Genomic DNA, 22,444 nt, shown 5'->3' with positions numbered 1-22,444 from the left:
AATGACATTGATTCATTCTGACTCTTGCGTGAAAAATATCTAAACGTAATGGCGCAAATTCAGGAAAATAGAACAACAGGAAACATCATGAAAGGCATCAAGGCACTTACGCTTGCACTTGCCGCATCGACGTTGATTTCAGCATGCAGCACCTCTCCAACTGGACGAAAACAATTCGTCCTACTCCCTGATTCAAAATTAAATGAAATGGGGGTTGCCTCCTTCAACCAGATGAAGGAAGAAATACCAGCCACTCAGAACGAAGAGACATCACGAAGCGTCCAGTGTATCGCAGATCGAATTATTGCCGTACTGCCAGATCAATATCGCAACCAAGAGTGGGAAGTAAGAGTATTTGAAAGCGATCAGGTTAACGCCTTTGCGCTGCCCGGAAATAAAATCGGTGTTTATACTGGACTGCTAAATGTTGCACAAAATCAGTCTCAACTCGCAGCTGTCATGGGGCATGAGGTCGGACACGTCCTAGCACGACATGGCAACGAACGTGTTTCCACCCAATTGGCAACCAGCCAAGCGCTCGCCATCGGGTATCAGGTTAGTGGTGAAGACACACCAGAGAAAAAGGCTATTTTTCAAGGTTTAGGCATTGGCGCTCAGGTCGGTATAATTCTTCCATTTAGCAGAACACACGAATCTGAAGCCGACTTGATTGGACTTCAGTTAATGGCAAAAGCAGGATTCGATCCACGCGAGAGCGTGTCACTTTGGCAAAACATGAGCAAAGCGGGCTCAAGTAAGACCCCAGAACTGCTGTCGACTCACCCATCAAATAACACGCGTATAAATGATTTAAACACGGCGATGAGTGGGCCACTCAATGTTTACAACGATTTAAAAGCCCAAGGAAAGGTCGCAAACTGCTATTAAGATTCGAAAGATCAAAATCATATTAAATATGCTTTTAATCTTCCTTACACCTCAGCAGCTTAACGGCACCTAGAAAGCTTAAATGGCAACCGAGCCATAACTTGGCTCCGCTTGAGCATTACACAGCGCAGAGGTTGCATGCGCGGCATACACTACTGTTGACTCAGGAGTGGTACCTATACTGCTTGCCGCGCCAATACTCCATGCCATTTTTCTCTCGTCACGAGGCGAGCTTCCTAGGTGCTTTCTGTAACAGCGACTAAAGTGAGGCGTCGATATAAATCCACACGCTGCTGATATTTCGACAATAGACATATTGGACTGTTTCAGCAATTGGCGAGCTCGGTTAAGACGCAACTTAAGGTAGTACTTAGACGGCGAGCAATCTAAATATTTGTGGAACATTCTTTCTAGTTGACGCCGAGAAACACTGACAAAACTAGCCAATTCGTCGAGCTCGATCGGCTCTTCTAAATTGTTTTCCATAAGTTCAATAACATCAACGAGCTTGGGCTTAAAGTTCCCCCCGTTGCCATACTGACGTAACGGAACTCGTTGTTGCTCTTGGTCAGAGCGAATTCGATCGCAAATAAGCATATCCGATACGGCACTAGACAACTTCGCCCCGTGCGCTCGAGCAATGATGTTTAAAAACATATCTAACGGGGCATTGCCGCCAGAAGACGTCACGCGCTTATTCTCAATAGAAAACAGACGATTGTTACAGTTTACTTTAGGGTAGTTCTCTTGAAGTGCTGTCATGCACTCCCAATGAACGCTACAGCTGTAACCATCAAGTAAACCTGCATGAGACAACATATACGCCCCTGTGCATATACCACCGACAACAATACCCTTCTTGGCTTTCTGCTGAATCCATCGCACTTGCGCTTTTGTATAAGACCGAGTGATATTCAACCCACCCGCGACAATAATCATGTCAAAGTCAGGGCAATTTGAAAAACCATAGTCTGCAGCCAGACTTAATCCATCACTCGCTTCAACTGGCTCACCCGTTTCCGATATCACATCCCAAGTATAGAGCTCTTCACCCGATAGTTGATTTGCCATTCTCAACGGACCAATTGAAGACGCTAAAGCAATCATAGTGAATTGATCTAATAATAAAAAACCTACACGTGTTGTGGATTGCTTCGCTCCCAAGAACGAAACAGAATCATTTGCTGCGACCATTGTTTATGCCCTCTTATAGGTATTATTTCCAATAAAGCAAAAAGCGAACCAAAGATCGACAAATCAATAAAAAATTCACTAAAAGCATCTAAAATCGAAAAAAACACTTATTTATTATTGTTTTAGGAAAACTCGTTCAGCAGAAAAACAGATAACATCCACCAATTAAAAAATGCCAGAGTCTCTATTCATATACTGAAGCACCTTAGAAGATCAGATATAACCTTATAACGCACTTTTATTGAACACTCATTTAATAAAAACCAATATGGCACTTTTTACAAGAAAAAAAAGCCAATCACTCATGAAACTTAGTGATTGGCTTTTAGGAATTCAATAACGCACGCTATTTCTGGATAGCTTGATGAGCAACTAGGAAAACCAAAATGAGGTCACCTAAGACTTTATCTTTCGCGAGAAGCTCCTCTGTGAAAGCTAAGGTTGTATTTAAAAGTCAATAACAACATCCGACTGTGGCGTCGTACAGCAAGACAGCACATAGCCGTCATCGATGTCTTCATCCGTAATACCGCCGTTGTGTTCCATGTTTGTCTCTCCTTTAATCACTTTGACTTTACAAGTACCACAGATCCCCATACCACACGCCTTTGGTATATGAAGATCCAGTTTCGCCGCGGCCGTATGCAATGTTTCATTAGGCGCCAACTGAATACTCTTGCCCTGACTCTCAAAGTCCACTCGAAGCAAATCTTCGCGCTCTATTGCATCTGCCTCAATGACTGCAGCCTCGGCATTCTCAATGGCATCCTCCACAACAGACTCTGGCGTCTCTCCAAAAGACTCTTCGTGGTAACGAGCCATATCAAAGCCGCTCTCTTTCAACATCGCACGGACGGCGGCCATATAAGGGGCCGGACCACAGCAGAAGACTTCTCGTTCTTTAAAATCAGGTGCCATCATCTCCAGCTTAGGCAAATCAAGAAAACCTCGATAACCATTCCAAGGTAGGCCGTTTTCCATCTTTTCAACAATAAGATTAAGCTTGAACTGCTCAACCCGAGACGCCATATGATCTAGCTCTCGAGGGTAAACAAGGTCACGAGGGGTTCGAGCGCTGTGAATAAACACCGTATCAACGCTCGCATTAGTGTCGAACCACCAGCGCGCCATTGACATAACAGGCGTAATACCTACACCACCGCTCAGTAACAACACCTTCTCCGCTGGAAAATCGATGCAATTAAAGTTACCAACCGGTCCATGCACCGCAAGCTCCGAGCCGACAACCATATTGTCGTGCAACCAGTTAGACACCAACCCGCTAGAGACTCGCTTAACCGTTATGGAAAAACTGTATGGCAATGATGGAGAACTAGAAATAGTATAGGAGCGCATGACTTGCTCTCCGTTTATCTCTAGCTCCAATGTGACGAACTGCCCAGGCTTAAAAAAGAACATGACAGGCTGCTCTGCCATGAAACAAAAAGTGCGAACATCCCATGATTCTTGAACCACATTCACACAACGGACATTGTGACGACCATTTACCCAAGTCTGAGTATTAATGGGGGCTAAATAATCCGATCCTGTCACATCATTTGTAGGTTGCGTCATTTGATCCTCGCTTAGTATTTTTAAAAGCACCTATTTGAGCTCATTTTGTTCGCACCTAGGCTTCTCAATTTAACCATAGGCGACATTTTATTGCTCGAAGCAGCCAATCCCTCTGCCACCAAGGCGAAGACCTTCATTAGAAGTCGATATAGATGCTTACTCGTGTCGTAAATAGGCATTCCGACCGAGCAACATTGAGCGAGCATAGCGAAATCTAAGAAATACAAATATCACGCTCGACGAGAGATAAAACCTTCTATTTTTACGTCATTTGGGAATACTGCGATGAATCAGAATGATTTACTAAACATACGCCATGCCACGCTCCAAGAAGCAAAAGCGGAAATGAAGACCCTACTAGAAACACGCCAGCACAACTATTCATTAGATGCAGCACTTTATAATGATCCGCACATGTTTCGCGTCGATATGGAAGAAGTATTTCAAAAGGAATGGTTATTTGTCGGCATGACAAGTGAAATTCCAAAGCGCGGAGACTATTTTACGGTTGAAATTGGACAGAATCCTGTTTTGATCGTTCGTGACGCAGATGGTTCTGTTAATGCATTCCACAATACATGCCGACATAGAGGCTCTCGAATTTGCACAGAACACCGCGGTAAAGTTGCAAACTTAGTCTGTCCTTATCATCAGTGGACGTACGACCTAAAAGGCAACCTGCTGTTTGCTGGCACTGAAATGGGAGGTGAGTTCGATCTAAAGCAACACGGCCTCAAAAAAGCATTTTGTAAAACAGCAGGTGGCTTTATTTTTATAAGCCTTGCAGACAAAGAACCAGTTGGAGATTTCGACGAATTTCTTCAAACACTTGAAGAATACATGGAACCCTATGATGTAGAAAACACCAAGCTTGCAGTTGAGTCGAATATGTATGAAAAGGCTAACTGGAAGCTGGTGTTGGAAAACAATCGAGAATGCTATCACTGTTCAGGCAGCCACCCAGAGCTGTTAAACACCCTATTAGAGTGGGATGACATTAATGACCCTCGCGCTTCTAAAGAATTCATAGATCACTACAACACTCAAGCCCAACAATGGGATGCTGAAGGCATTCCACACGAACACAAAAGCTATGGGCCCGGCTTAAGAAATCGCATTGTGCGTATGCCATTAAAAAAAGGCACAAAGGTCATGACCATTGACGGCCAAGAGGGCTGTAAAAAAATGCTGGGGCGTGTCAAAAATCCACAACTCGGATCTATGCGGATTTTGCATTTACCCAATTCATGGAATCACATGCAATCTGACCACTTTATTGTCTTCCGAGTACTGCCAATCTCCGCACAGGAAACAATGGTCACAACCAAATGGTTTGTACATAAAGACGCTGTCGAAGGGGTAGATTACGACGTAGAGCGCTTAAGAAAAGTGTGGGATGCAACTAATGATCAAGACAGAGTACTTGGGGAACAAAACCAATTAGGTATTAATTCGGTGGGCTATCAACCTGGACCTTACTCTGAAACCTATGAGTTCGGTGTCATCAACTTCTTAGAATGGTATAGCGAGACAATCAAAAGCAATTTAGCGTAGCCCCCTTTACAGCTAAAATCCTGCATAGCTAAGGAGATAGACATAAAACTATCGCCTTACATAGAAACTCTCAAATAGAACGTGTCTATTAGAACGTGCCTATGCGAGAGTTTCTGCCGTTAGAGCAACAAAAATTTAGTGAAAACACACTAACGATGGTGAGTATCGATTCCAGCATTGATAAAAGTCAGAAATGACCGATTTTGCTTTCTCTGATCGACAACATTTAGCAACTAAGTAAGACAGGCGAGCAATATCTGCATAGGCTTCCAATGCCGCCATTCTCATCGTACTTTCATGATGACCAGCAACAATTTCAGTCAGCATTGATGACACAGAATCCAAGTATTCATTCTGCTCATCATCTTCTGGGTTATTGCAAAAATCAAAACAATTGGCACACGCATCGACGCAACGCTTTAATGTTTCATTAGAGATGGTAGGAAAAGAAAGCAAGCGAGTACTAATCTCACAGGCCTCTTTGTAGTAGGCACTTGCCTCTTCAATAAAGCCGTCCATATACGCCCTCTTAGCCTTAAGAGTCGTATCTTCATAGCTTTCCAATAAAGAACTAATTTGTGACTGATACATTAAACTGTCTTTTTTAAAAGTAACCCATTGTCAATTCAATAAGAAATGCAGCATAAAGCGCACCACCTAACTTCTTATCGAACCCAATTGACCACTGATTCCTTCAGACAATATTAAGAGTATCTTCCACAATAAAGCGCCATCCATGGATGGCCAAGCCATTTTTTCTAGGTATTATTCTAGAAACGGATTGAAAAAAATGCAAATGAGATTAATTACACTTAAAATTTACTTAACGAAGTATATTGACCTCTAGTAAGCAATCAACACTATTCGACAACAAATCTTTTCTTAACATGGGCACTACCAGAACTCTCACCAGCCTTAGAGTTAATGATTTGATGCGCTTCAACAAAATATTGCCTCAAAAGGTTAACAGTTAAAGAAGGATTAAAATCACTTTGCCCTTCTTTTAACGTCTCTTTTTCTATAGAGCTATTAAAAACGTGAGCCAAACTTGCACTAGAGCGAACAAACTCAATGTGATTCCACGTATCCTGAGACTCATCATATTGATATAATACAGACAGTTTTTCTGCATGTTCAGCCGTAAACTGGATCGCAGATAAGATGTAGTCCGCTTCGTTATCTGAAATAAAATAGTTAAGATTAAAGCGAACCCAACCAGGTTTAACGAATTTGTTCCCACTCTCAAGTTCAGATTGAATTAAATCAGAAATATCAGAGTCTAATTCAAGCAAATAATGACCATAAGGGCCGGCGCAAGAGCAACCTCCTCGAACCTGAATGCCAAATAAATCATTCAAAAGTGCCACAATTAACCCATGGTGAATATATCGACCCGCTTTGGTTTTGACCCGATAAGACGTAATCGTTAACCTATCGCGCTGAGTTTCACCAAGTAGATCTATATGAGGGTCATTTCCTATTGTTTCTTGAATTTTCAGGTTCAACTCATGCTCCCGTTGTTCAATCCATTCAGAACCTACAGCGAGCTTAAGTTGAGCCACTAAGCCAGCCCTGATACTGCCCACAATATCAGGGGTACCGCCCTCTTCCCTTCTTTCACCTATAGGTAAAAAAGTGTGATTTTCTGGCGTAACAAAAGATACGGTCCCTCCTCCAATAATACTGGGCTCATGATTGACGATAACCGCTTTTTTTACCACCAAAATTCCCGGTGTACCAGGACCTCCGACAAACTTATGCATTGAAAAAAATAATGCGCTTTTTTGCGCACAATCACCTACTCTTTGGCTGGCAGGGTTCATATTCACATCGACATACGGCGCTGCTGCGGCATAGTCCCAAACAGAAATTGCGCCATATTTGTTCAATAGTGTCGTGACAGCATAATCATCTGTTCTAACTCCAGAAACATTAGACGCCGCACTAAAGCTCGCGATAATCCGTTTTCCTTGATTAAGCCTTAAAAGCCCTTCAAGAGACCGCATGCACAAGGTGCCGTTTTCGCCGATTGGCACACGCAATAGCTCGATATCGAGCGAGCGCCATGGAAGTTCATTGGAATGATGTTCGTAAGGTCCTAGGATAATAACGGTACCGTCTTTCTCACTTTGACTTAAATTATGTAGATTTAATTGTGAAATCAGCACATTTACAGCAGCTGTCGTACCGCTACCGCAAAAGAGAATAAGGTCATCTTCGTTTGCATTGGCCAATGCTCTTATGGCATTACGAGCCTCTTCTCTATAAGCCGTCGTTTGACTGCCTGTCGCATTGGCTTCAGTGTGCGTATTGGCGTAGAAAGGCAAAATATGCTCTTGGATAGCCTCTTCGATGAAATCCAGCGCTCGACCCGATGCGGTATAATCAGCGTACGTAATCTTTCTCTGACCAAATGGCGCATCTATTATGGGTGACAATTTATCCATTGAGCGTTGAATTTTTTCAACCAAAGAGACTTTATTAAACATGGTATTTTCCTACGTTTTTGGAGTCACCAAAGGCACCTCCGTTGTATACTTAATTTGCTCCATCGCAAAGTTTGAAGTGACATCCGTTAAAGACGTCGAACGAATGAGCTTCTTATAAAACTCATCATAGGCTCCGATATCTTTCACCAATACTCGAAGCAAATAATCGTATTCCCCAGCCATTCGATAGAACTCTACTACCTCTGGAAACCCCTCAATTAAATGAGTCAGTTCGTCCGCCCAATCAGCGTCATGCCGGTTTGTTTTAATCTGTACAAACACGGAGACACCAACCTCCAATTTATTGGCATCTAACAAAGCTACTTTTTTCTTTATGTAGCCGAGCTTTTCAAGACGCTGAATTCGACGCCAACAAGGTGTTTTCGAAATTCCAACGTGCTGGGAAATAAATTCTGTGGAAATACTAACATCACGCTGAATAAGAGCAAGTATATCTAAATCAATCAAATCCAAGTCCAATTTATTCTCCATAAAAGACAAAATAAGGAAAAATATTCCAGTTTCATCAACCAATTTCTCATAATTCGAGACATTATTCTAATAAATTAAAATATTACGAATATAATTTTTTGAAAACACCCGATAAGAAACCATTTTTTTTCAAAAAAACAAAAAAATAGCAAAAAAAAGCCATCTTCTACCGAAAGATGGCTTCTAAATTAATAGTGTTTTGAAAGTAGCGTCACTCTGTATGATGAAGGGATTGCAAACCACTCGCAGAGGGCTTAGTAAACAATGTATCACTCGAAAACGTACTTGATACACCACTAGCAGTGGCGATATCTCGACTAGAAGAAGTCACATTTCTACGCTTTAGATTGACAGCAATTATTAAAAACAGCGCAAAGCAGCTTAGTGACACATTTCCAAGAAACAATACCACCTTCTGCTGCTTGGATAAAAAGCCCTGCTCTATTTTAGTCGGCTCACCAAGTTGCCTATAAAGCGTATTAACTAAGCCGTAACGTTCATTATTTAGACTTGAAATGATTCTTTCTACGGTTTCTGAATACCTTAAAAGCTCATCTTTTAAAGGTATTAAAGGAGAAGCACTCGACAATGTGGTAGTGGTATCCTGCAAGTAAGCATCTAAAGGCAATAGAAAAGCGGAATCACCGTATACCCCCTGAATGTCCGCAGCATAACGAAGACGATTTGATATACGTTGAGTAACTGAAGCATATTCTTCTAAACGCTTAAAAAGTTGAGGAATTACCCTGTCGACTTGCGACGTATACTCCTGCTTAAGACCTTGTTTCGTCTTATTGACAATCGCTTGGGAAAACAGAGCAAGAAATCCTTCTAAGCGCTGTATCTCTTTATTAACCTCGATAGATTGCTTTTCTATTTGAATGGTGTCAGCACTCAATGCTTGCCGGTAGGTTGTGTCAGTCGATTTATTACTCATTGAAACAATTTTATCAAGGAATGCAGCACCCATCGGGTTTGCAGACGACTCCCCATTTCCTTGATTACCCAAAGCATGAAGGTAGCGATCTTCTGCATTCTGCAACGAAGCAACTCGCAAACCCAGCGACTCTCGCTCGCGCTCAAGCTCTTTAATACGAGTTCGATAGTATAAGGGCACTTTAGAGCTATCTTTACTAATGCCCAATTGTAATAAGGGCGCTCTCAACTGATCAATATCGTACGCTTTCATATCGTCCAACAAACGCACCAAATCGTCCAAGGCCATACCTGTTAGAGGGTCTGTTATGACACCACCATACTCAGTCGAAATCAATTTATTGACATTCTGCTTAACCAAATCAATTCGATCTGAAATGACATCAATCAGAATCAAATAATCTAGATTTTTTACTAAGTCTAATTGAAACAATCTTGACGAATACATTGCTTCATCAATAACCAACAAATTATCTGGATTACGAGACCAGTAAATCGGCGCATAAATTAGCTTCTGTTCTAGATCACTCATTAAGGAATTCACGTCAACTAGACTCAACCCTGTCTCGACATCGAGCGCCCCTGCCCCCTCTGACTGAGCTAATAGCACTGACACCTCACCTTTCAGAGCCATATAATAAGACCAAAGTTGACGTAACGACGACAAAGAACTTTTCGCATCACTGTCTTTTATGACATGGGTAGATAAAGAAGAAAAACCATTAGACGACACACCGCGAACAGAAACCGCCTGTTCGACCCATTGTTTAGGGATGGCATTAATTAATCTTAGCGCGTCGTCTTCGGTCATCATGAAGCTCGAAGTATCTAACCGAATCACTGCTGCGACTTGAGCAGCCTGACTAAGCTCCTTAGTTAACGTTTGACGAGCATCGTCAATGTCCGCAGCAATAACGCGTCCGTCCGCCAAAATAGAATTGTATTTGTCAATTAATACATCACGCTGAGGGGAGTAGGGAAATATTGAAAAGCGCGTCTCTAGAGCAGTTAAGTCATCGTATTTATGACTTAACCCTAACTCTTCAAGTGCCGCTTCAACAACACTTTTAGAGATCACATCTTCCAAACGAAAACGATCCCCATTCGGATAATGATGATTCTCAAGACCTTTAAATGTAAACCCAATCAGCTGACTGTATGCTGTTTCCACAGGCTTGGTCATATAAACAAAGCCCAAGTAAAACAATGTAAATAGAAAAATAGGAATCAGTACTACTCTTAATTTTATTCTCATATTGTTGTTGGGTAAAACCGTTGACATTTTTCAGTCCTTTTCTCAAAGAGAACAACGTTAAGAGCAATCATCGCAAATGGTATACAGAAAAACAGCGAGAAAGCGCGTTTTATATACATCTATGATACACCGACCAAAAGATACACAGGCGACCCAAGGTTTTTTTTTGTTAAAAAAAGAATATTTTATGTAAAAAAATTGTAAATTATAAATTATAAAGCGTAACATCAAGATACATATATTTACAATTAGGGTGCGATCAATTATTAGACCATAACGATCAATTGTGACTTCAATCATGAAGAAAAAGGCTCTAACACTTTCTGCACACCAATCAAGTCAGCCGACAAAGCTATACATAACTTACTTTAAATTTAAATAATGAGAAGAAAAAAGAAATAGCAGTCAAAATCTAAGGAAAACGCAAACAAAAAAAGAGAAAGAAAAGTTCCTTAAAAATGCAAGAAAAAGGAAAAAATATATGGATTTAGAAATACGAACGGAAGTATGGCTTACACAAAGAAAAAACTAGAAATATACAAAAACAACCATTTCAACGAAGTTAGTAGTGCAGCGAATGACTTGAGAAAAATACAAATTTAGGGGTGCATACTTAAAAGGAGGCGCCAAGCTTACTTACTGACCCTGTAAATAATTCTGTGTAACTGCTCTTGGTTACAAGTATTCAGATAGTCTGATCTTCGAACATAATTATAAAACGGTTTAGAGCTTGCTTCCAGTGATGGATCGGCATTGTCCACCTCTTGGAAGCATCCATTATCGCTAGGTACACCACTTTTCTAGCCGATTCATCTGTCGGGAACAGTTTACGTTTTTTGGTCGCTTTTCTGATCACGCTGTTCACAGATTCAATCGCATTCGTTGTATAGATAGCTCTACGGATATCTTGAGGGTAGCTGAACAGAGTATTGAGATTATCCCAATGAGCCGTCCACGAGCGACTGATTTGAGGGTACTTCTCATCCCATTTATCACCAAAGTTCTCTAGCGCCAACAGAGCTTCATCTTCAGTCGTAGCTTGATAGATTTCCTTTAGGTCTGCGGTAATGGTCTTGTAATCTTTCCACGGAACGTATTTCAGTGAGTTTCGTACCATGTGTACGATACAGAGCTGGATTTGAGTTTTTGGATAAACTGCATTGATGGCATCAGGAAAGCCCTTAAGGCCATCAACACAAGCGATGAGGATATCATTCACACCTCGATGTTGAAGCTCGGTGAGTACACTGAGCCAGAACTTCGCCCCTTCAGTTTCGGACATCCACATCCCAAGAAGCTCTTTCTGACCTTCCATATTGACGCCGAGAGCAAGGTAAATAGCTTTGTTGATGACTTGCTTATTTTGGCGCACCTTCACAACAATGCAGTCCAGGTAAACGATAGGATAAACCGAATCGAGAGGGCAAGCTTGCCACTCAACAACTTGTTCTAAAACAGCATCAGTGACTTTAGATATTAGACTGGCGGAGATATCAGCATCGTACATTTCTTTGAAGGTTGCGACGATTTCTCGGGTAGTCATTCCTTTGGCATATAAGCTTAAGGTCTTGTCGTCCATCGATTGGAATCGAGTTTGATGCTTACGAACGATCTTGGGTTCAAAGGACGCGTCACGGTCACGGGGGATTTCTAACTGGATCTCACCATCGTCAGTAATTAGGCGTTTAGATGAGTAGCCATTTCGACTGTTACTATCGTTGGTCGGTGAGTGTTTTTCGTAGCCAAGGTGATCATCAAGTTCAGCATTTAAAGCTGTCTCAACCGTCACCTTGGTTAACATTTTCCTGAAGTCATCAAGATCCGAAGGCGTCTTAATTGACTTAGCGGCTTCGCGAGCGAAGGCTTCTAAAGCTTTCTTAGCCATATTGCTTATCCTTAGCCATGACTGGCTTAATTATAAGCAGATACACAATTTAAATTACAGGCTCAATGAACTTGGTCACACCTCCCTTAAGCATTATAGATAGATCCGCGTGTTATATAACTTTAAATTGACCAATCATTGTTTTTAGATTTTCTGACAACACAGAAATCTCTTCAGCGGCTTGCGCAACCAACTTCGCGCCATCTGAGTTTTCCTTGGCCGTCTCGCTGACTTTATTAATAGAAACATTGACTTGTTCTGAAACTGCACTTTGCTCCTCAGCGGCACTAGCAATCTGCAAGTTCATATTATTAACCTCTGTCACGGTCTTCGAAAGACCACTTAGAGCTCGTTGCGCCTGACTCGATACTTCCACTGTTTTTTGGGTTTTCAAGTGTCCTTGCTTCATTGCACTAACTGAAGAGCTTGTTTCAGTCTTCAAGCGAACCGTCATTTTTTGAATTTCATCAATCGATTCCTGAGTACGACTCGCCAGAGTTCGAACTTCATCAGCCACTACAGCAAAACCCCTTCCTTGCTCCCCAGCTCTTGCCGCTTCAATCGCCGCATTCAAGGCCAACAAGTTAGTTTGTTCAGCAATATTGGTAATAACATCCAAGATTGCGCTAACGTTTTCAGTTTCTATGTCCAGCTTACTCACTGTTTTTTGCGTTGAATGAAATTCTTGCGCAAGATCGTTAATAGAACCATTAACAGCCAAAACAGCCTCATTTCCCTGTTGCACGTTCACCTCAGCGTCGCTAGTTATCTCAGCGGTTTTGTAGGCATTCGTCGCAACATCCTGGATGGAAGCAGTCATTTCATTCATCGCCGCGACCACTTCATTAAGATTATCAGCTTGAATATTTAAATTGCTCGCTGATTGACTGGTTACCGCCGTTACTTCATTCGTGGCACCTGTTAATTGCTCTGATGCAGACGCAATTTGATGAATCATGTCATGCAGACGTTCAATCATCACTTTCATTGCATAAAGCAACTGGCCCGCCTCATCATTAGAGTAACTTTCTATTTTAGGCGTTAGATCACCTTGAGCTAACTGATTTGCGATACTGGCTGCCTGCTTGATCGGCTTTGTAATTAATTTTGTCATCACCACACCTAAAGCCACACCAATAACAATGGATAATGCACACATCGCTATCATTTCTATTAAGGCTGACTCTTCATGATGCAAAGCCGTCTCCATTGCATGTGATGTCATTTTTCCAATATCAACGAGTAGCGTTTCCAAATGCTGATTAATCTCATGCTCTGCTTCTTCAAGCTGCAAAATTTCTTCGTCGTGGACCGGAGAGCGAGAAGCCAATTTAGTTAATATTTTCTCCACCTTCATTTCAAAAGCGGCATGCTCTTTTTCAATAGCAAAAAGGTTACCTTCCAAACGCCCCAACTCTCTTTCCAACTCACTTGAAATAGCATGACTTTTGGCGATACGTAGAATACCCTCCCCTTGCTTAATCTCTTTATCAATCTCGCCTGCAAGGCTTTTTATCGAAACAGATAACTCATCAACTGTTTCGTGAGCCGTGTGCAACCCTGCAATACGCAGCGCACGTTCGAGCAATATCGATTTCTCAAGCTGCTTTACTGTAATGTCGGACACAAGCGCAGTAAGAGGAATATCTTCTTTATGAACAGTATTCATCTCATACCCTATCGAAGTTACACGACTAATAGCGAATGCGGACGTAATAACCAACAGTGCAATCAACACACTAACAATGGCGCCTATTTTTTGGCCAATCGGGCGGTCCTTAAAAAACTTCATAGGGAAACTCCTAACTACTTTCACCAAATGGACACATAACTATCTGATAATTAGTTATATTTATTGATATAGATCATTGCAACTTACAAATTTCTAAACATCTTAAAGATTTAATTACAATACTCAAACAATTTTTCACCTTTTTTTCTCTAATTTTCCGTATGTAAATTAGTGCAAATTTTGAGTGCAACCAGGTATCACTGTGGCAAAATGCCTAGCGAGGTTAATAACTCCTTGTTACAAAGTGATTTAATCTCAAGCGAGCGGCTATAGCAGTCGCGTTAAGTATGTTTTCAGACATTTCAACACTTGGCTATTTCACTTCGTTACACGAAAAACAGAGTAATCGGTAGTATTCACAGCTCAATGCACTTACATACGTTGTAATAATGGTATGCGCCAGCGCAACTAGGGCAGGAAAATGACAGTTAATGCCATAAAAAAATTAGGGACACTTGCAATCTGCTTACCGCTTTTAGCCTGCAGTACGTTAGGCACTGAAGAAAATAGTAGAGAAAACTTTGCGGAAAAAGCGCAACAAGACCTAACGAACGTAGAAGAGAGTCGATCTATTGAGTGGCAAGCGTTAGACACCGCCACTCAAAATAACTACCTCACGGACCTGATCCAAGACAGCACTCTAAATAAAGTCATTCAACAAGCATTGAATGCCAACCCTAGCTTGCAAAAAACAGCACTTACTCTAAAAGCCAGCCAGTGGAAACTAAAAAGCAATCAAGGCGAGCACCTCCCTTCTGTGGAAGCGGGTCTAGGAGCTGACAGAAGTAAATCCAGTGACACTAACTATTCAGCCAAGATCAGTGTTAGCTGGGAGCTTGATTTATGGCAAAAGTTAGCAGATTCAGAAAAAGCCACAGCGAAAAGCTTAGCCAGTGAAGCCGCGCTATATCAAGCGAGCAAAGATGCGCTTGTCGCCAATGTAATGAAGACATGGCTCGCACTGACAGCAAAACAACATGCGATCGCAATAGAAGAAAAACGCTTAGCACTGCTCGAATCTAATGAAGCATTAATCGTAAAGCGATTCAAAAATGGCTTGGACAACTTAGAAAAGCTGGATGAGGCGCGTACCTCTTCATCACAATCACGCGCCAGTTTACTAGAGTATCAAGAGAATCTAGCGATCAAAAAAAGAGAACTAGAGATCTTACTCGGAAGCGATGAAGCAATACTGATCCCCATTAACAATCATTATCCTAATGTGGATCTGACATTTAACAACCTACATACACAACGACTCCAACGCCGCCCGGACTTGAAGTCTGCCTTCTTAGATATTCAAGCGGCGGATCTTAATACGTCCGTCGCCTACAAAGATATGCTGCCCTCTTTTAGCCTAAGCGCTGCTCTCAACGACTCAGCAGACTCACCAAGCTCGGCTTTATTCACAGCACCAATTTGGTCTCTCGCCGCACAGTTAACTCAACCGCTTTATAAAGGCGGACAACTCAAAGCAGCGGCTGAAGTTGCTAAGCTCAATACAGCGCAAGCTTATCAGGCCTATAGGGACACACTACTCACCGCAGTAAATGAAGTTGAAAATGCATTAGGGCAAGAAAAAGTCTTGCAACAACAGGTTCAACACATTTCAGCCGCACTCAAGAGCTCGCAGAGTAATTTAGATCAATATCAAAAAAAGTATCGATCAGGGCTGATTGAATTAAGCGAGCTAATAACAGTGCAAAAAACAACCTTTGACCTTGAAGCTCAACTCGATGAGCTTATTTACAACCACCTTGCAAACAGGGTGACGTTAGGACTGGCATTAGGGCTAGGAGTCGCAGAACAATGAAATATATTACCCAATGGGCAGTGCTCTGCCTTGCCCTGGTTATCGCGGCCGGAAGCTATTGGTACATTAACGACGCATTACAAGACGAGTCTGGAAGTACTGCGTTTTTAGGTGAAGGCGGTGGACCGCGACCAGGCAAAGGCCCGGGAGGTCCAAAAGGCGAAACCGGCGGTGGATCTCGCAGAGGGGAATCAGCACAAACAGGTAAACAACAGTCTGTCAGAGCAAACGAGCAAGAATCCGAAAAAGCCATTGTTATTAGCGTCGTAACAGTATCACCCTCCTCTTATGCGCCGACGATTAACGCAACGGGTCTAGTAAAACCAAGGTATGACCTCACATTGACCAGTAAAGTGAGCGGTGAAGTCACTCACATTTCCTCGCAATTTGAGTTAGGGAAACGCGTTAAAAAAGGCGACGAACTGATCCGACTGTCCAATAAAGAGCTTAACTCTGCTGTTGCCGATGCTCGAAAAACGCTCGCAAGCGCAGAATTAGCCCTAAAAGAAGAAGAGCGCCAAGGAGAACAAGCACAAGCAGAATGGAAGGCGGCAGGCTTTGCAGGAAAGCCTGATTCAGACTTAGTTTTAAGAAAACCTCAACTCGCCGATGCGAAAGCCACTGTCAACGCAGCCAAAGCCTCTCTATCTGAGGCAATAGACGACCTAAAACACACGAAGATCACCGCACCGTTCGATGCGTTGATTGTGTCGCAAGATGTCACCCCAGGCGCCAATATCAGTGCAAATGGTGAGCTAGCAACACTGTACAGCACTGATCGAGCGGAAATATCGTTAAATCTTTCAAGCTCCGATTGGGCCAAACTTCCAGAGACGAAAACACTATTAGGATCAAATTGGCTAGCCCTAATAACCAGCATTGATTCCGATATACGTTGGGACGGCAGTGTGATTGCGGCCAGCCAGCATATCGACACCTCAACACGAATGCGCAGCCTAACCATCGGTCTAATGTCTCCACTAGACCAAGCACAACCGCTTCTCCCCGGAGCCTTTGTTTCCGTGAGCCTTAAAGGAAAGCAAATTGATCAACTCTGGAAACTGCCTTCAACGGCATTAAGCCAACAAAGCGAAATTTGGTATTTAGACGATGAAAACCGCCTTAACGCGTTTGAAGTCACGCCCTTATTCTCCGACTCTGACTCGATCTATATTCCCGTACCCATTGCATTTCTAGAGCAGCCGTACCATGTACTTGTCAAACCGTTTAGCAGTTACCTAAAGGGTATGCTTGCTAAGCCAGCTGAGGTAAATGAATAATGTCGAGCGACCCACAACACAGAGGCATTATCCCTTGGTTTGCTGGCAACCCTGTTGCGGCAAACCTGTTAATGCTGCTCGTTATTGCATTGGGCGCCATCAGTGTAGGAAGCCTCAACAAAAAGAGCTTCCCGACTCTTCCTCCTAACGGCATCGACGTTTCCGTTAGCTACGACAGCGGTTCCGCTAAGGCAAGCGAAGAAAGTATTGCGATACCGATAGAGCAAAAACTGCAAGGTGTAGAAGGCATTAAAAACACCATGTCTTCCTCCAGCGCAAGCGGTGCAGGCGTCAATATAGAAGTCAAAGACGGCTATGACTTAGACGAGGTTTACACCAGTATAAAAGAAGAAATTGGAGAAATGACCTTCCCAAGTGAGGCCGATCCCGCGAGCATTACCAAAGACACGCGCTCAGAACTTGCCATTATCATCCAAATGTTTGGCGACACTGACCGACGCACATTACAAAAGCTGGCGTATGATTTAAAAACGGATTTACTGACCGATCAAGAAATCAATTCCGTTTCGATATCGGGTGCACTCGACCTCATCATGGCAATAAGTGTCGATAAAAACAAATTAGACGCCTATGGGTTAACACTGACGGAAGTCAGCACCGCGATTAACGCCGAATCTTCCACCGCTAAAGTAGCCACACTGAGCAATAAAGACATTTACCTGACAATAAGTGCATCAGAACAAGATTACTTCAAAAGCCAATTTGCCTCCATTCCCATAAAATCCTTTTCCAACGGTGGACAGCTTTTACTAGGAGAGATAGCGTCGATAAAAGACACGTTTGACGACAGCGACTTCGTATTATCTCGCTTTAATCAAAAAAACAGCCTTGCATTGCGGATCAATACCATAGGTCAAGACGACATCATAAACACGGTTGAAGCAACCAAAAAAGTCGTCGATAAATGGCAAAACTCAAATCGTTTGCCGCCGAGTGTCGAGTTAGTCACGTGGAATGACCGAAGCACTTCCATTAACCAACGACTCGAACTGATGGTAAAGAACGCGTTAACAGGCGTATTTCTAGTCTTTGTTCTTTTGGCTGTCTTCTTAAATATTACGGTCGCATTTTGGGTCGCAATGGGATTGCCGTTTATTTTCTTCGGCACCTTATTCGCAATGGGAAGCGAGTTAACCGGTCTCAGTTTAAACTTGATAACCACATTTGGCTTCATTCTAGCGCTTGGCATTGTCGTCGATGATGCTGTTGTCGTTGGTGAGAGCATCTACGATGTTCGTTCCAAAGACGGTGATACGCTGGGCAATACGATTAAAGGAACGATGAACGTCGCTGTGCCTACGCTATTTGGCGTGTTTACTACCGTTGCTGCATTTTGGGCATTATCGAATATTGACGGACGTTTGGGCCAAATTTATTCACAATTTGCGATTGTCGTCGCCATTTGTCTCATTTTGTCGGTGGTTGAGTCCAAAATTATTCTGCCAGCGCACCTTTCACACATCAACACTCGTAAAAGTGCACCTAAGAATATTCTTTCGAAAGTGTGGCATTACATCCAACATGGTGCGAACTCTGGACTCTCCTTCTTTAGTAATGTTGTGTATCGACCAACAATACAATTTGCCTTAACACACAGATACGCCATGCTGATTGGGTTCATTTCAATCTTCTCTCTTGTTATGTCGATGCCGTTTACGGGCGAAATTCGAACCAGCTTTTTCCCAAGAATTCCGGGGGATACGGTACGAGCATCACTCACTATGTACAGTGATGTAAGCTATGGTCAGACACAAAAAGCACTGTTAGAAATCGAACACAAAGCGTATGAAGCAGACGCTTTGCTTATCTCTTCGGGTAAAGGTCAACCTGAAAAATCTGGTATAAAGAACATAGAAACCAGAGCCAAAGGGGATCAAGATGGCGACTTCCGCATCGAGTTACGCAGCGATGCGCCCTATACCCCACGACAATTTTCGGCGAAGTGGCAACAATTAGCAGGAACGCCAGAAGGCGTGAAAAGTCTGCGTATACGAAGCGCAGCGGAAACCGTCGATGCGCTGTATATCGAAATAACCAGCAGTGATTCATCCGCACTCGATGGTGCAATGGACACGTTAATCTCGGCACTCAATCAACTACCAGCCGTCACCGGAATCGAAAAGTTTGATGCCCCCCTTGAAGACAGATTAGCACTCGAACTTAACGAGCAAGGAAGATTACTCGGGCTATCAACCCAAAACCTTGCAACCCAAATCACCACCAATTTTGATGGCGATACGGTGCAAAAGTATCAAAGAGACAATGACGAAATAAAAGTCAAACTAGGCTATGTAAACAATCAACAATCGACTGCCAACGATATATTAAGCACACAAATCACCCTCGATAGTGGAACGAATATCCCCTTAGAAACAGTGGCGTCCTTCGCTAAAACAGAAGTAAAGACAAACATTATTCGAATCGATGGAAAGCGCTCTTATTATCTGTCTGCCGAAGTCGATAAAGACATTCTTTCGTCTACGGAAGTCGTGGAGTTTCTTCAGAAAAATATCATGCCGAATATTGAGAAACAGTTTTCCAGCGTGACGTTCGACTTTGGTGGAGAAGCAGAAGAGCAAGCGGAAACGGAATCTTCTTTACTTGATATGTTCCTTCTAGCGCTTCTCATCATTTATGCGCTTCTCGCCATTCCACTTAAATCCTATACGCAGCCTGCTATCATCATGATGGCGATTCCGTTTGGTATCATCGGCGCGCTATTGGGCCATTGGATGAATGACCTTTCGATCAGCATTTTTTCACTTAACGGCATTATTGCGTTAAGCGGCGTCGTCGTTAACGATAGCTTATTGTTAGTTTCGAGGTTTAATACGCTTCGAAAAGAAACAATGCATGTGAAGAAAGCCATCATTCTAGCCTGCCAAGGTCGTTTAAGAGCGGTGTTGCTAACCTCTTTCACAACGTTCGCTGGCCTTATCCCGATTCTTTGGGAAACCTCACGACAAGCACAAGCCTTAATCCCAGCGGCCGTGTCGTTAGGTTATGGCATTATGTTCGCCACCTTCATCACGCTTGTTTTAATTCCAGTTCTGCTTCTTATTCAAGAGGATATTCATTTAGTTTGGATAAAAATCACTAAACGAACGACCAAGGAAACAAGCGACATCGTCAGCTAAGCACAAAATCAATTTAAGCAAACCTCGCCAAGGTGGTGCTTAATCTGGATACACCTTTTTCAGATTAAGCACCAAGGCATCAAACACTGCCTTATACAATGGGTTATTCCTCAAGTCTTCATGCATGGTTACCCAGACATCAAGCTCTAATTTGATGGCCCCCTCCAGTATAGGTATTAAATTGTTATCGTATTTAATAACGGCAAGCTGACAAATCCCTATACCAAGCCCAGCCCTTATTAAAGCAAGCTGAACAATATTACTGTCAGCTCGATAATTGAACACACTGCGGTCGACATCAAAACCAAGGTCACGTGTATTGCGTCGGATAAAGTCTGTTTCTTTGTCATAACCAATTAATGGATGCTGCCGTAGTTCTTCAGCCGTTTTTGGTAGCGCGTGGTTTTCAATATATCGTTTGCTCGCACAAAAACCAAACTTACATGTGCCGACCTTTCGTGCAATCAGTTGGCTTTGTTTTGGTCTAAACATCCTTACCGCGATGTCTGCTTCCCGATTCAATAAATCTTGTGGCATATCAGACAACACGAGTTCAATCTCTATTTTAGGGTTATCTTTTTGAAACTCACTTAATACAGCAGGTAATACTTCAACACCTACAATATCGGAGGTTGTTAGCCTCACCGTACCGTTTATAATACCGTCTTCATTTGATAGCGCTACTCGCTCGAAGGTCTGTGCGAGGTGCGACATATCCAAAGCAAGTTTTTCAAGAGAAACAGCACGCTCAGTAGGTACTAATCCACTTTGCGTACGAATAAACAACGAATAACCTACATGGGTTTCTAGCTCATCAATATGTCGCCCTAAAGTGGGCTGGGTTGATCCAGTTGCACGCGCCGCAGCAGACAGTGAGCCCTCCTGCAAAACAGCCAAAAATGAACGATACAACTCCCAACCGATTCGTTTCTTCATTAACTTCTGTCCCGTTTAATACAGTTGATCATTTAATTAACAAACTTCAACCCTGTTAATCGGCTTAAAGCGAATATACCTATACGTTTATGTATAGTAGCAACATCATATTAAACAATTTAAAACAACACCGTTAGTCTCTAACATTCCTTCAGACCCAAACACATATTCTCTGGAGGCAATATGACCAACATAAAAAACCAAGTACTTATACTAGGTATAACAGGCGGCATCGGAAGCGAAGTCGCTCGGCAATTATTAGAGCAAAACTGGAACGTAATCGCGCTACACCGTTCACCAGAACTCGTTTCTAAAGAAATAAATCTCAAAACAAAACACATCATCTGGATTAAAGGCGATGCAATGAATTCTGAAGATGTTTTAAGAGCCGCAGAAGGATGTTGTGTTATCGTCCATGCAGTCAATCCACCGGGTTATAAAAAGTGGGAAAAATTCGTCATTCCTATGATAAAAAACAGTATAAATGCGGCCAAAAAACAGCGAGCCACCGTCGTATTTCCTGGCTCAATATACAACTACGGTCCGGATGTGTTACCCAATGATGTGTTGCCCAATATTTCTGAATCAACACCTCAACATCCGATAACAAAAAAAGGATCGCTTAGAGCAGAGATGGAACAGGAATTAAAACGCTTTGCAAATGACGGCGGAAGCGTCATCCTAATCCGAGCGGGCGATTTTTATGGCCCTTATGCCAAAAATAACTGGTTTTCACAAGGACTGATCAATCCCAATAAAGCCGTTAAATCCATTTACAATCCCAGCAGTAAAAATGTGGGTCATCAATGGGCCTACTTGCCAGATGTCGCTCAAACAATGATATCTATGATCAAAAAGCGACATGAACTTGAGCCATATGCCGTCTATCACATGAAAGGTATTTGGGATCCAGATGGCACACTTATGGTTAATACAATTCAAAAAATTATTCATGAAAAATCAGGAAAAAAACCAAAAATTGCACCTTTTCCATGGTGGCTTGTTTGGTTAGCAGCTCTCTTTAACACCACGGCAAAAGAACTCTTGGAAATGAAATACTTATGGGCGCAACCAATCAAAATGGAAAATAACAAACTTAGAAAGAAATTAGGAGAAGAACCTCACACTCCCATTGAAATTGCGGTCGAAAAGACCCTGAGAAGTCTCGGAGCGCTAAACGATTAAAATAGCCTTATA

15 protein-coding genes are annotated in these 22,444 nt (G+C 42.4%); 6 read left to right on the top strand and 9 right to left on the bottom strand.

The window, feature by feature from the left end; translation table 11 throughout:
- Nucleotides 1-87: 87 nt before the first annotated feature.
- Nucleotides 88-888 carry a M48 family metallopeptidase gene (locus tag MARME_RS08820; RefSeq protein WP_013660908.1) on the top strand — a complete coding sequence of 267 codons (801 nt, stop codon included), beginning with the start codon at nucleotides 88-90 and terminating at the stop codon, nucleotides 886-888.
- A gap of 78 nt (nucleotides 889-966) precedes the next feature.
- Here MARME_RS08820 and gbdR read toward each other — a convergent pair whose 3' ends face one another.
- The gene (gene gbdR / locus MARME_RS08815) at nucleotides 967-2,082 is read right to left on the bottom strand and encodes a choline metabolism transcriptional regulator GbdR (protein ID WP_013660907.1); all 1,116 of its coding nucleotides are present in this window, start codon (nucleotides 2,080-2,082) and stop codon (nucleotides 967-969) included.
- 447 nt (nucleotides 2,083-2,529) lie between these two features.
- Nucleotides 2,530-3,657: a hybrid-cluster NAD(P)-dependent oxidoreductase gene (locus MARME_RS08810; protein ID WP_013660906.1), complete on the bottom strand. Its 1,128-nt coding sequence runs from the start codon at nucleotides 3,655-3,657 to the stop codon at nucleotides 2,530-2,532.
- 285 nt (nucleotides 3,658-3,942) lie between these two features.
- On the opposite strand from MARME_RS08810, the gene MARME_RS08805 reads away from it, so the two are divergent.
- Nucleotides 3,943-5,211: an aromatic ring-hydroxylating oxygenase subunit alpha gene (locus tag MARME_RS08805; protein WP_013660905.1), complete on the top strand. Its 1,269-nt coding sequence runs from the start codon at nucleotides 3,943-3,945 to the stop codon at nucleotides 5,209-5,211.
- Nucleotides 5,212-5,346: 135 nt separating this feature from the next.
- On the opposite strand, the gene MARME_RS08800 is transcribed toward MARME_RS08805, so the two are convergent.
- The 6 genes from MARME_RS08800 to MARME_RS08775 form a co-directional block, all read right to left on the bottom strand.
- On the bottom strand, nucleotides 5,347-5,802 hold the full coding sequence (locus MARME_RS08800) for a hypothetical protein (RefSeq protein WP_148231016.1): 456 nt from the start codon (nucleotides 5,800-5,802) through the stop codon (nucleotides 5,347-5,349).
- A gap of 269 nt (nucleotides 5,803-6,071) precedes the next feature.
- Nucleotides 6,072-7,700, bottom strand: a complete 1,629-nt coding sequence (locus MARME_RS08795) for an aminotransferase class V-fold PLP-dependent enzyme (RefSeq protein ID WP_013660903.1) — start codon at nucleotides 7,698-7,700, stop codon at nucleotides 6,072-6,074.
- A gap of 9 nt (nucleotides 7,701-7,709) precedes the next feature.
- On the bottom strand, nucleotides 7,710-8,180 hold the full coding sequence (locus MARME_RS08790) for an Lrp/AsnC family transcriptional regulator (protein ID WP_013660902.1): 471 nt from the start codon (nucleotides 8,178-8,180) through the stop codon (nucleotides 7,710-7,712).
- A gap of 223 nt (nucleotides 8,181-8,403) precedes the next feature.
- The gene (locus MARME_RS08785) at nucleotides 8,404-10,410 is read right to left on the bottom strand and encodes a hypothetical protein (protein ID WP_013660901.1); all 2,007 of its coding nucleotides are present in this window, start codon (nucleotides 10,408-10,410) and stop codon (nucleotides 8,404-8,406) included.
- 658 nt (nucleotides 10,411-11,068) lie between these two features.
- Nucleotides 11,069-12,268: an IS256 family transposase gene (locus MARME_RS08780; RefSeq protein ID WP_013660899.1), complete on the bottom strand. Its 1,200-nt coding sequence runs from the start codon at nucleotides 12,266-12,268 to the stop codon at nucleotides 11,069-11,071.
- A gap of 112 nt (nucleotides 12,269-12,380) precedes the next feature.
- Nucleotides 12,381-14,060 (bottom strand): methyl-accepting chemotaxis protein, encoded by a 1,680-nt coding sequence (locus MARME_RS08775; RefSeq protein WP_013660898.1) that lies wholly within the window; start codon nucleotides 14,058-14,060, stop codon nucleotides 12,381-12,383.
- Between the two features lie 421 nt (nucleotides 14,061-14,481).
- Between MARME_RS08775 and MARME_RS08770 the strand changes: the two genes are divergently transcribed.
- The 3 genes from MARME_RS08770 to MARME_RS08760 are packed head-to-tail and all read left to right on the top strand — an operon-like array spanning nucleotide 14,482 to nucleotide 20,311.
- On the top strand, nucleotides 14,482-15,873 hold the full coding sequence (locus tag MARME_RS08770) for a TolC family protein (RefSeq protein WP_013660897.1): 1,392 nt from the start codon (nucleotides 14,482-14,484) through the stop codon (nucleotides 15,871-15,873).
- Entirely contained in the window at nucleotides 15,870-17,153 is a 1,284-nt protein-coding gene (locus MARME_RS08765) for an efflux RND transporter periplasmic adaptor subunit (protein WP_013660896.1), read from the top strand. The genes MARME_RS08770 and MARME_RS08765 overlap by 4 nt, the downstream gene beginning before the upstream one ends.
- Nucleotides 17,153-20,311, top strand: coding sequence for an efflux RND transporter permease subunit (locus MARME_RS08760; RefSeq protein ID WP_013660895.1), 3,159 nt, complete (start codon nucleotides 17,153-17,155; stop codon nucleotides 20,309-20,311). Before MARME_RS08765 ends, MARME_RS08760 begins: the two co-directional genes overlap by 1 nt.
- A gap of 39 nt (nucleotides 20,312-20,350) precedes the next feature.
- Here the strand turns inward: MARME_RS08760 and MARME_RS08755 are convergent, their stop codons facing one another.
- Nucleotides 20,351-21,247 (bottom strand): LysR family transcriptional regulator, encoded by an 897-nt coding sequence (locus tag MARME_RS08755; RefSeq protein WP_013660894.1) that lies wholly within the window; start codon nucleotides 21,245-21,247, stop codon nucleotides 20,351-20,353.
- 183 nt (nucleotides 21,248-21,430) lie between these two features.
- On the opposite strand from MARME_RS08755, the gene MARME_RS08750 reads away from it, so the two are divergent.
- Nucleotides 21,431-22,432: an SDR family NAD(P)-dependent oxidoreductase gene (locus tag MARME_RS08750; protein ID WP_013660893.1), complete on the top strand. Its 1,002-nt coding sequence runs from the start codon at nucleotides 21,431-21,433 to the stop codon at nucleotides 22,430-22,432.
- Nucleotides 22,433-22,444: the final 12 nt, after the last annotated feature.

Source organism: Marinomonas mediterranea MMB-1 (assembly GCF_000192865.1).
Lineage (GTDB): Bacteria > Pseudomonadota > Gammaproteobacteria > Pseudomonadales > Marinomonadaceae > Marinomonas > Marinomonas mediterranea.
This window is presented reverse-complemented; position numbering and strand designations above follow the sequence as displayed.

Bases quoted from the DNA above. Each gene is read 5' to 3' on its own strand.
- MARME_RS08800 (WP_148231016.1), bottom strand. From the start codon at position 5,802: ATGTATCAGTCACAAATTAGTTCTTTATTGGAAAGCTATGAAGATACG.
- MARME_RS08810 (WP_013660906.1), bottom strand. From the start codon at position 3,657: ATGACGCAACCTACAAATGATGTGACAGGATCGGATTATTTAGCCCCC.
- MARME_RS08820 (WP_013660908.1), top strand. From the start codon at position 88: ATGAAAGGCATCAAGGCACTTACGCTTGCACTTGCCGCATCGACGTTG.
- MARME_RS08770 (WP_013660897.1), top strand. From the start codon at position 14,482: ATGACAGTTAATGCCATAAAAAAATTAGGGACACTTGCAATCTGCTTA.
- MARME_RS08785 (WP_013660901.1), bottom strand. From the start codon at position 10,410: ATGTCAACGGTTTTACCCAACAACAATATGAGAATAAAATTAAGAGTA.
- MARME_RS08760 (WP_013660895.1), top strand. From the start codon at position 17,153: ATGTCGAGCGACCCACAACACAGAGGCATTATCCCTTGGTTTGCTGGC.
- gbdR (WP_013660907.1), bottom strand. From the start codon at position 2,082: ATGGTCGCAGCAAATGATTCTGTTTCGTTCTTGGGAGCGAAGCAATCC.
- MARME_RS08775 (WP_013660898.1), bottom strand. From the start codon at position 14,060: ATGAAGTTTTTTAAGGACCGCCCGATTGGCCAAAAAATAGGCGCCATT.
- MARME_RS08755 (WP_013660894.1), bottom strand. From the start codon at position 21,247: ATGAAGAAACGAATCGGTTGGGAGTTGTATCGTTCATTTTTGGCTGTT.
- MARME_RS08765 (WP_013660896.1), top strand. From the start codon at position 15,870: ATGAAATATATTACCCAATGGGCAGTGCTCTGCCTTGCCCTGGTTATC.
- MARME_RS08805 (WP_013660905.1), top strand. From the start codon at position 3,943: ATGAATCAGAATGATTTACTAAACATACGCCATGCCACGCTCCAAGAA.
- MARME_RS08780 (WP_013660899.1), bottom strand. From the start codon at position 12,268: ATGGCTAAGAAAGCTTTAGAAGCCTTCGCTCGCGAAGCCGCTAAGTCA.
- MARME_RS08795 (WP_013660903.1), bottom strand. From the start codon at position 7,700: ATGTTTAATAAAGTCTCTTTGGTTGAAAAAATTCAACGCTCAATGGAT.
- MARME_RS08750 (WP_013660893.1), top strand. From the start codon at position 21,431: ATGACCAACATAAAAAACCAAGTACTTATACTAGGTATAACAGGCGGC.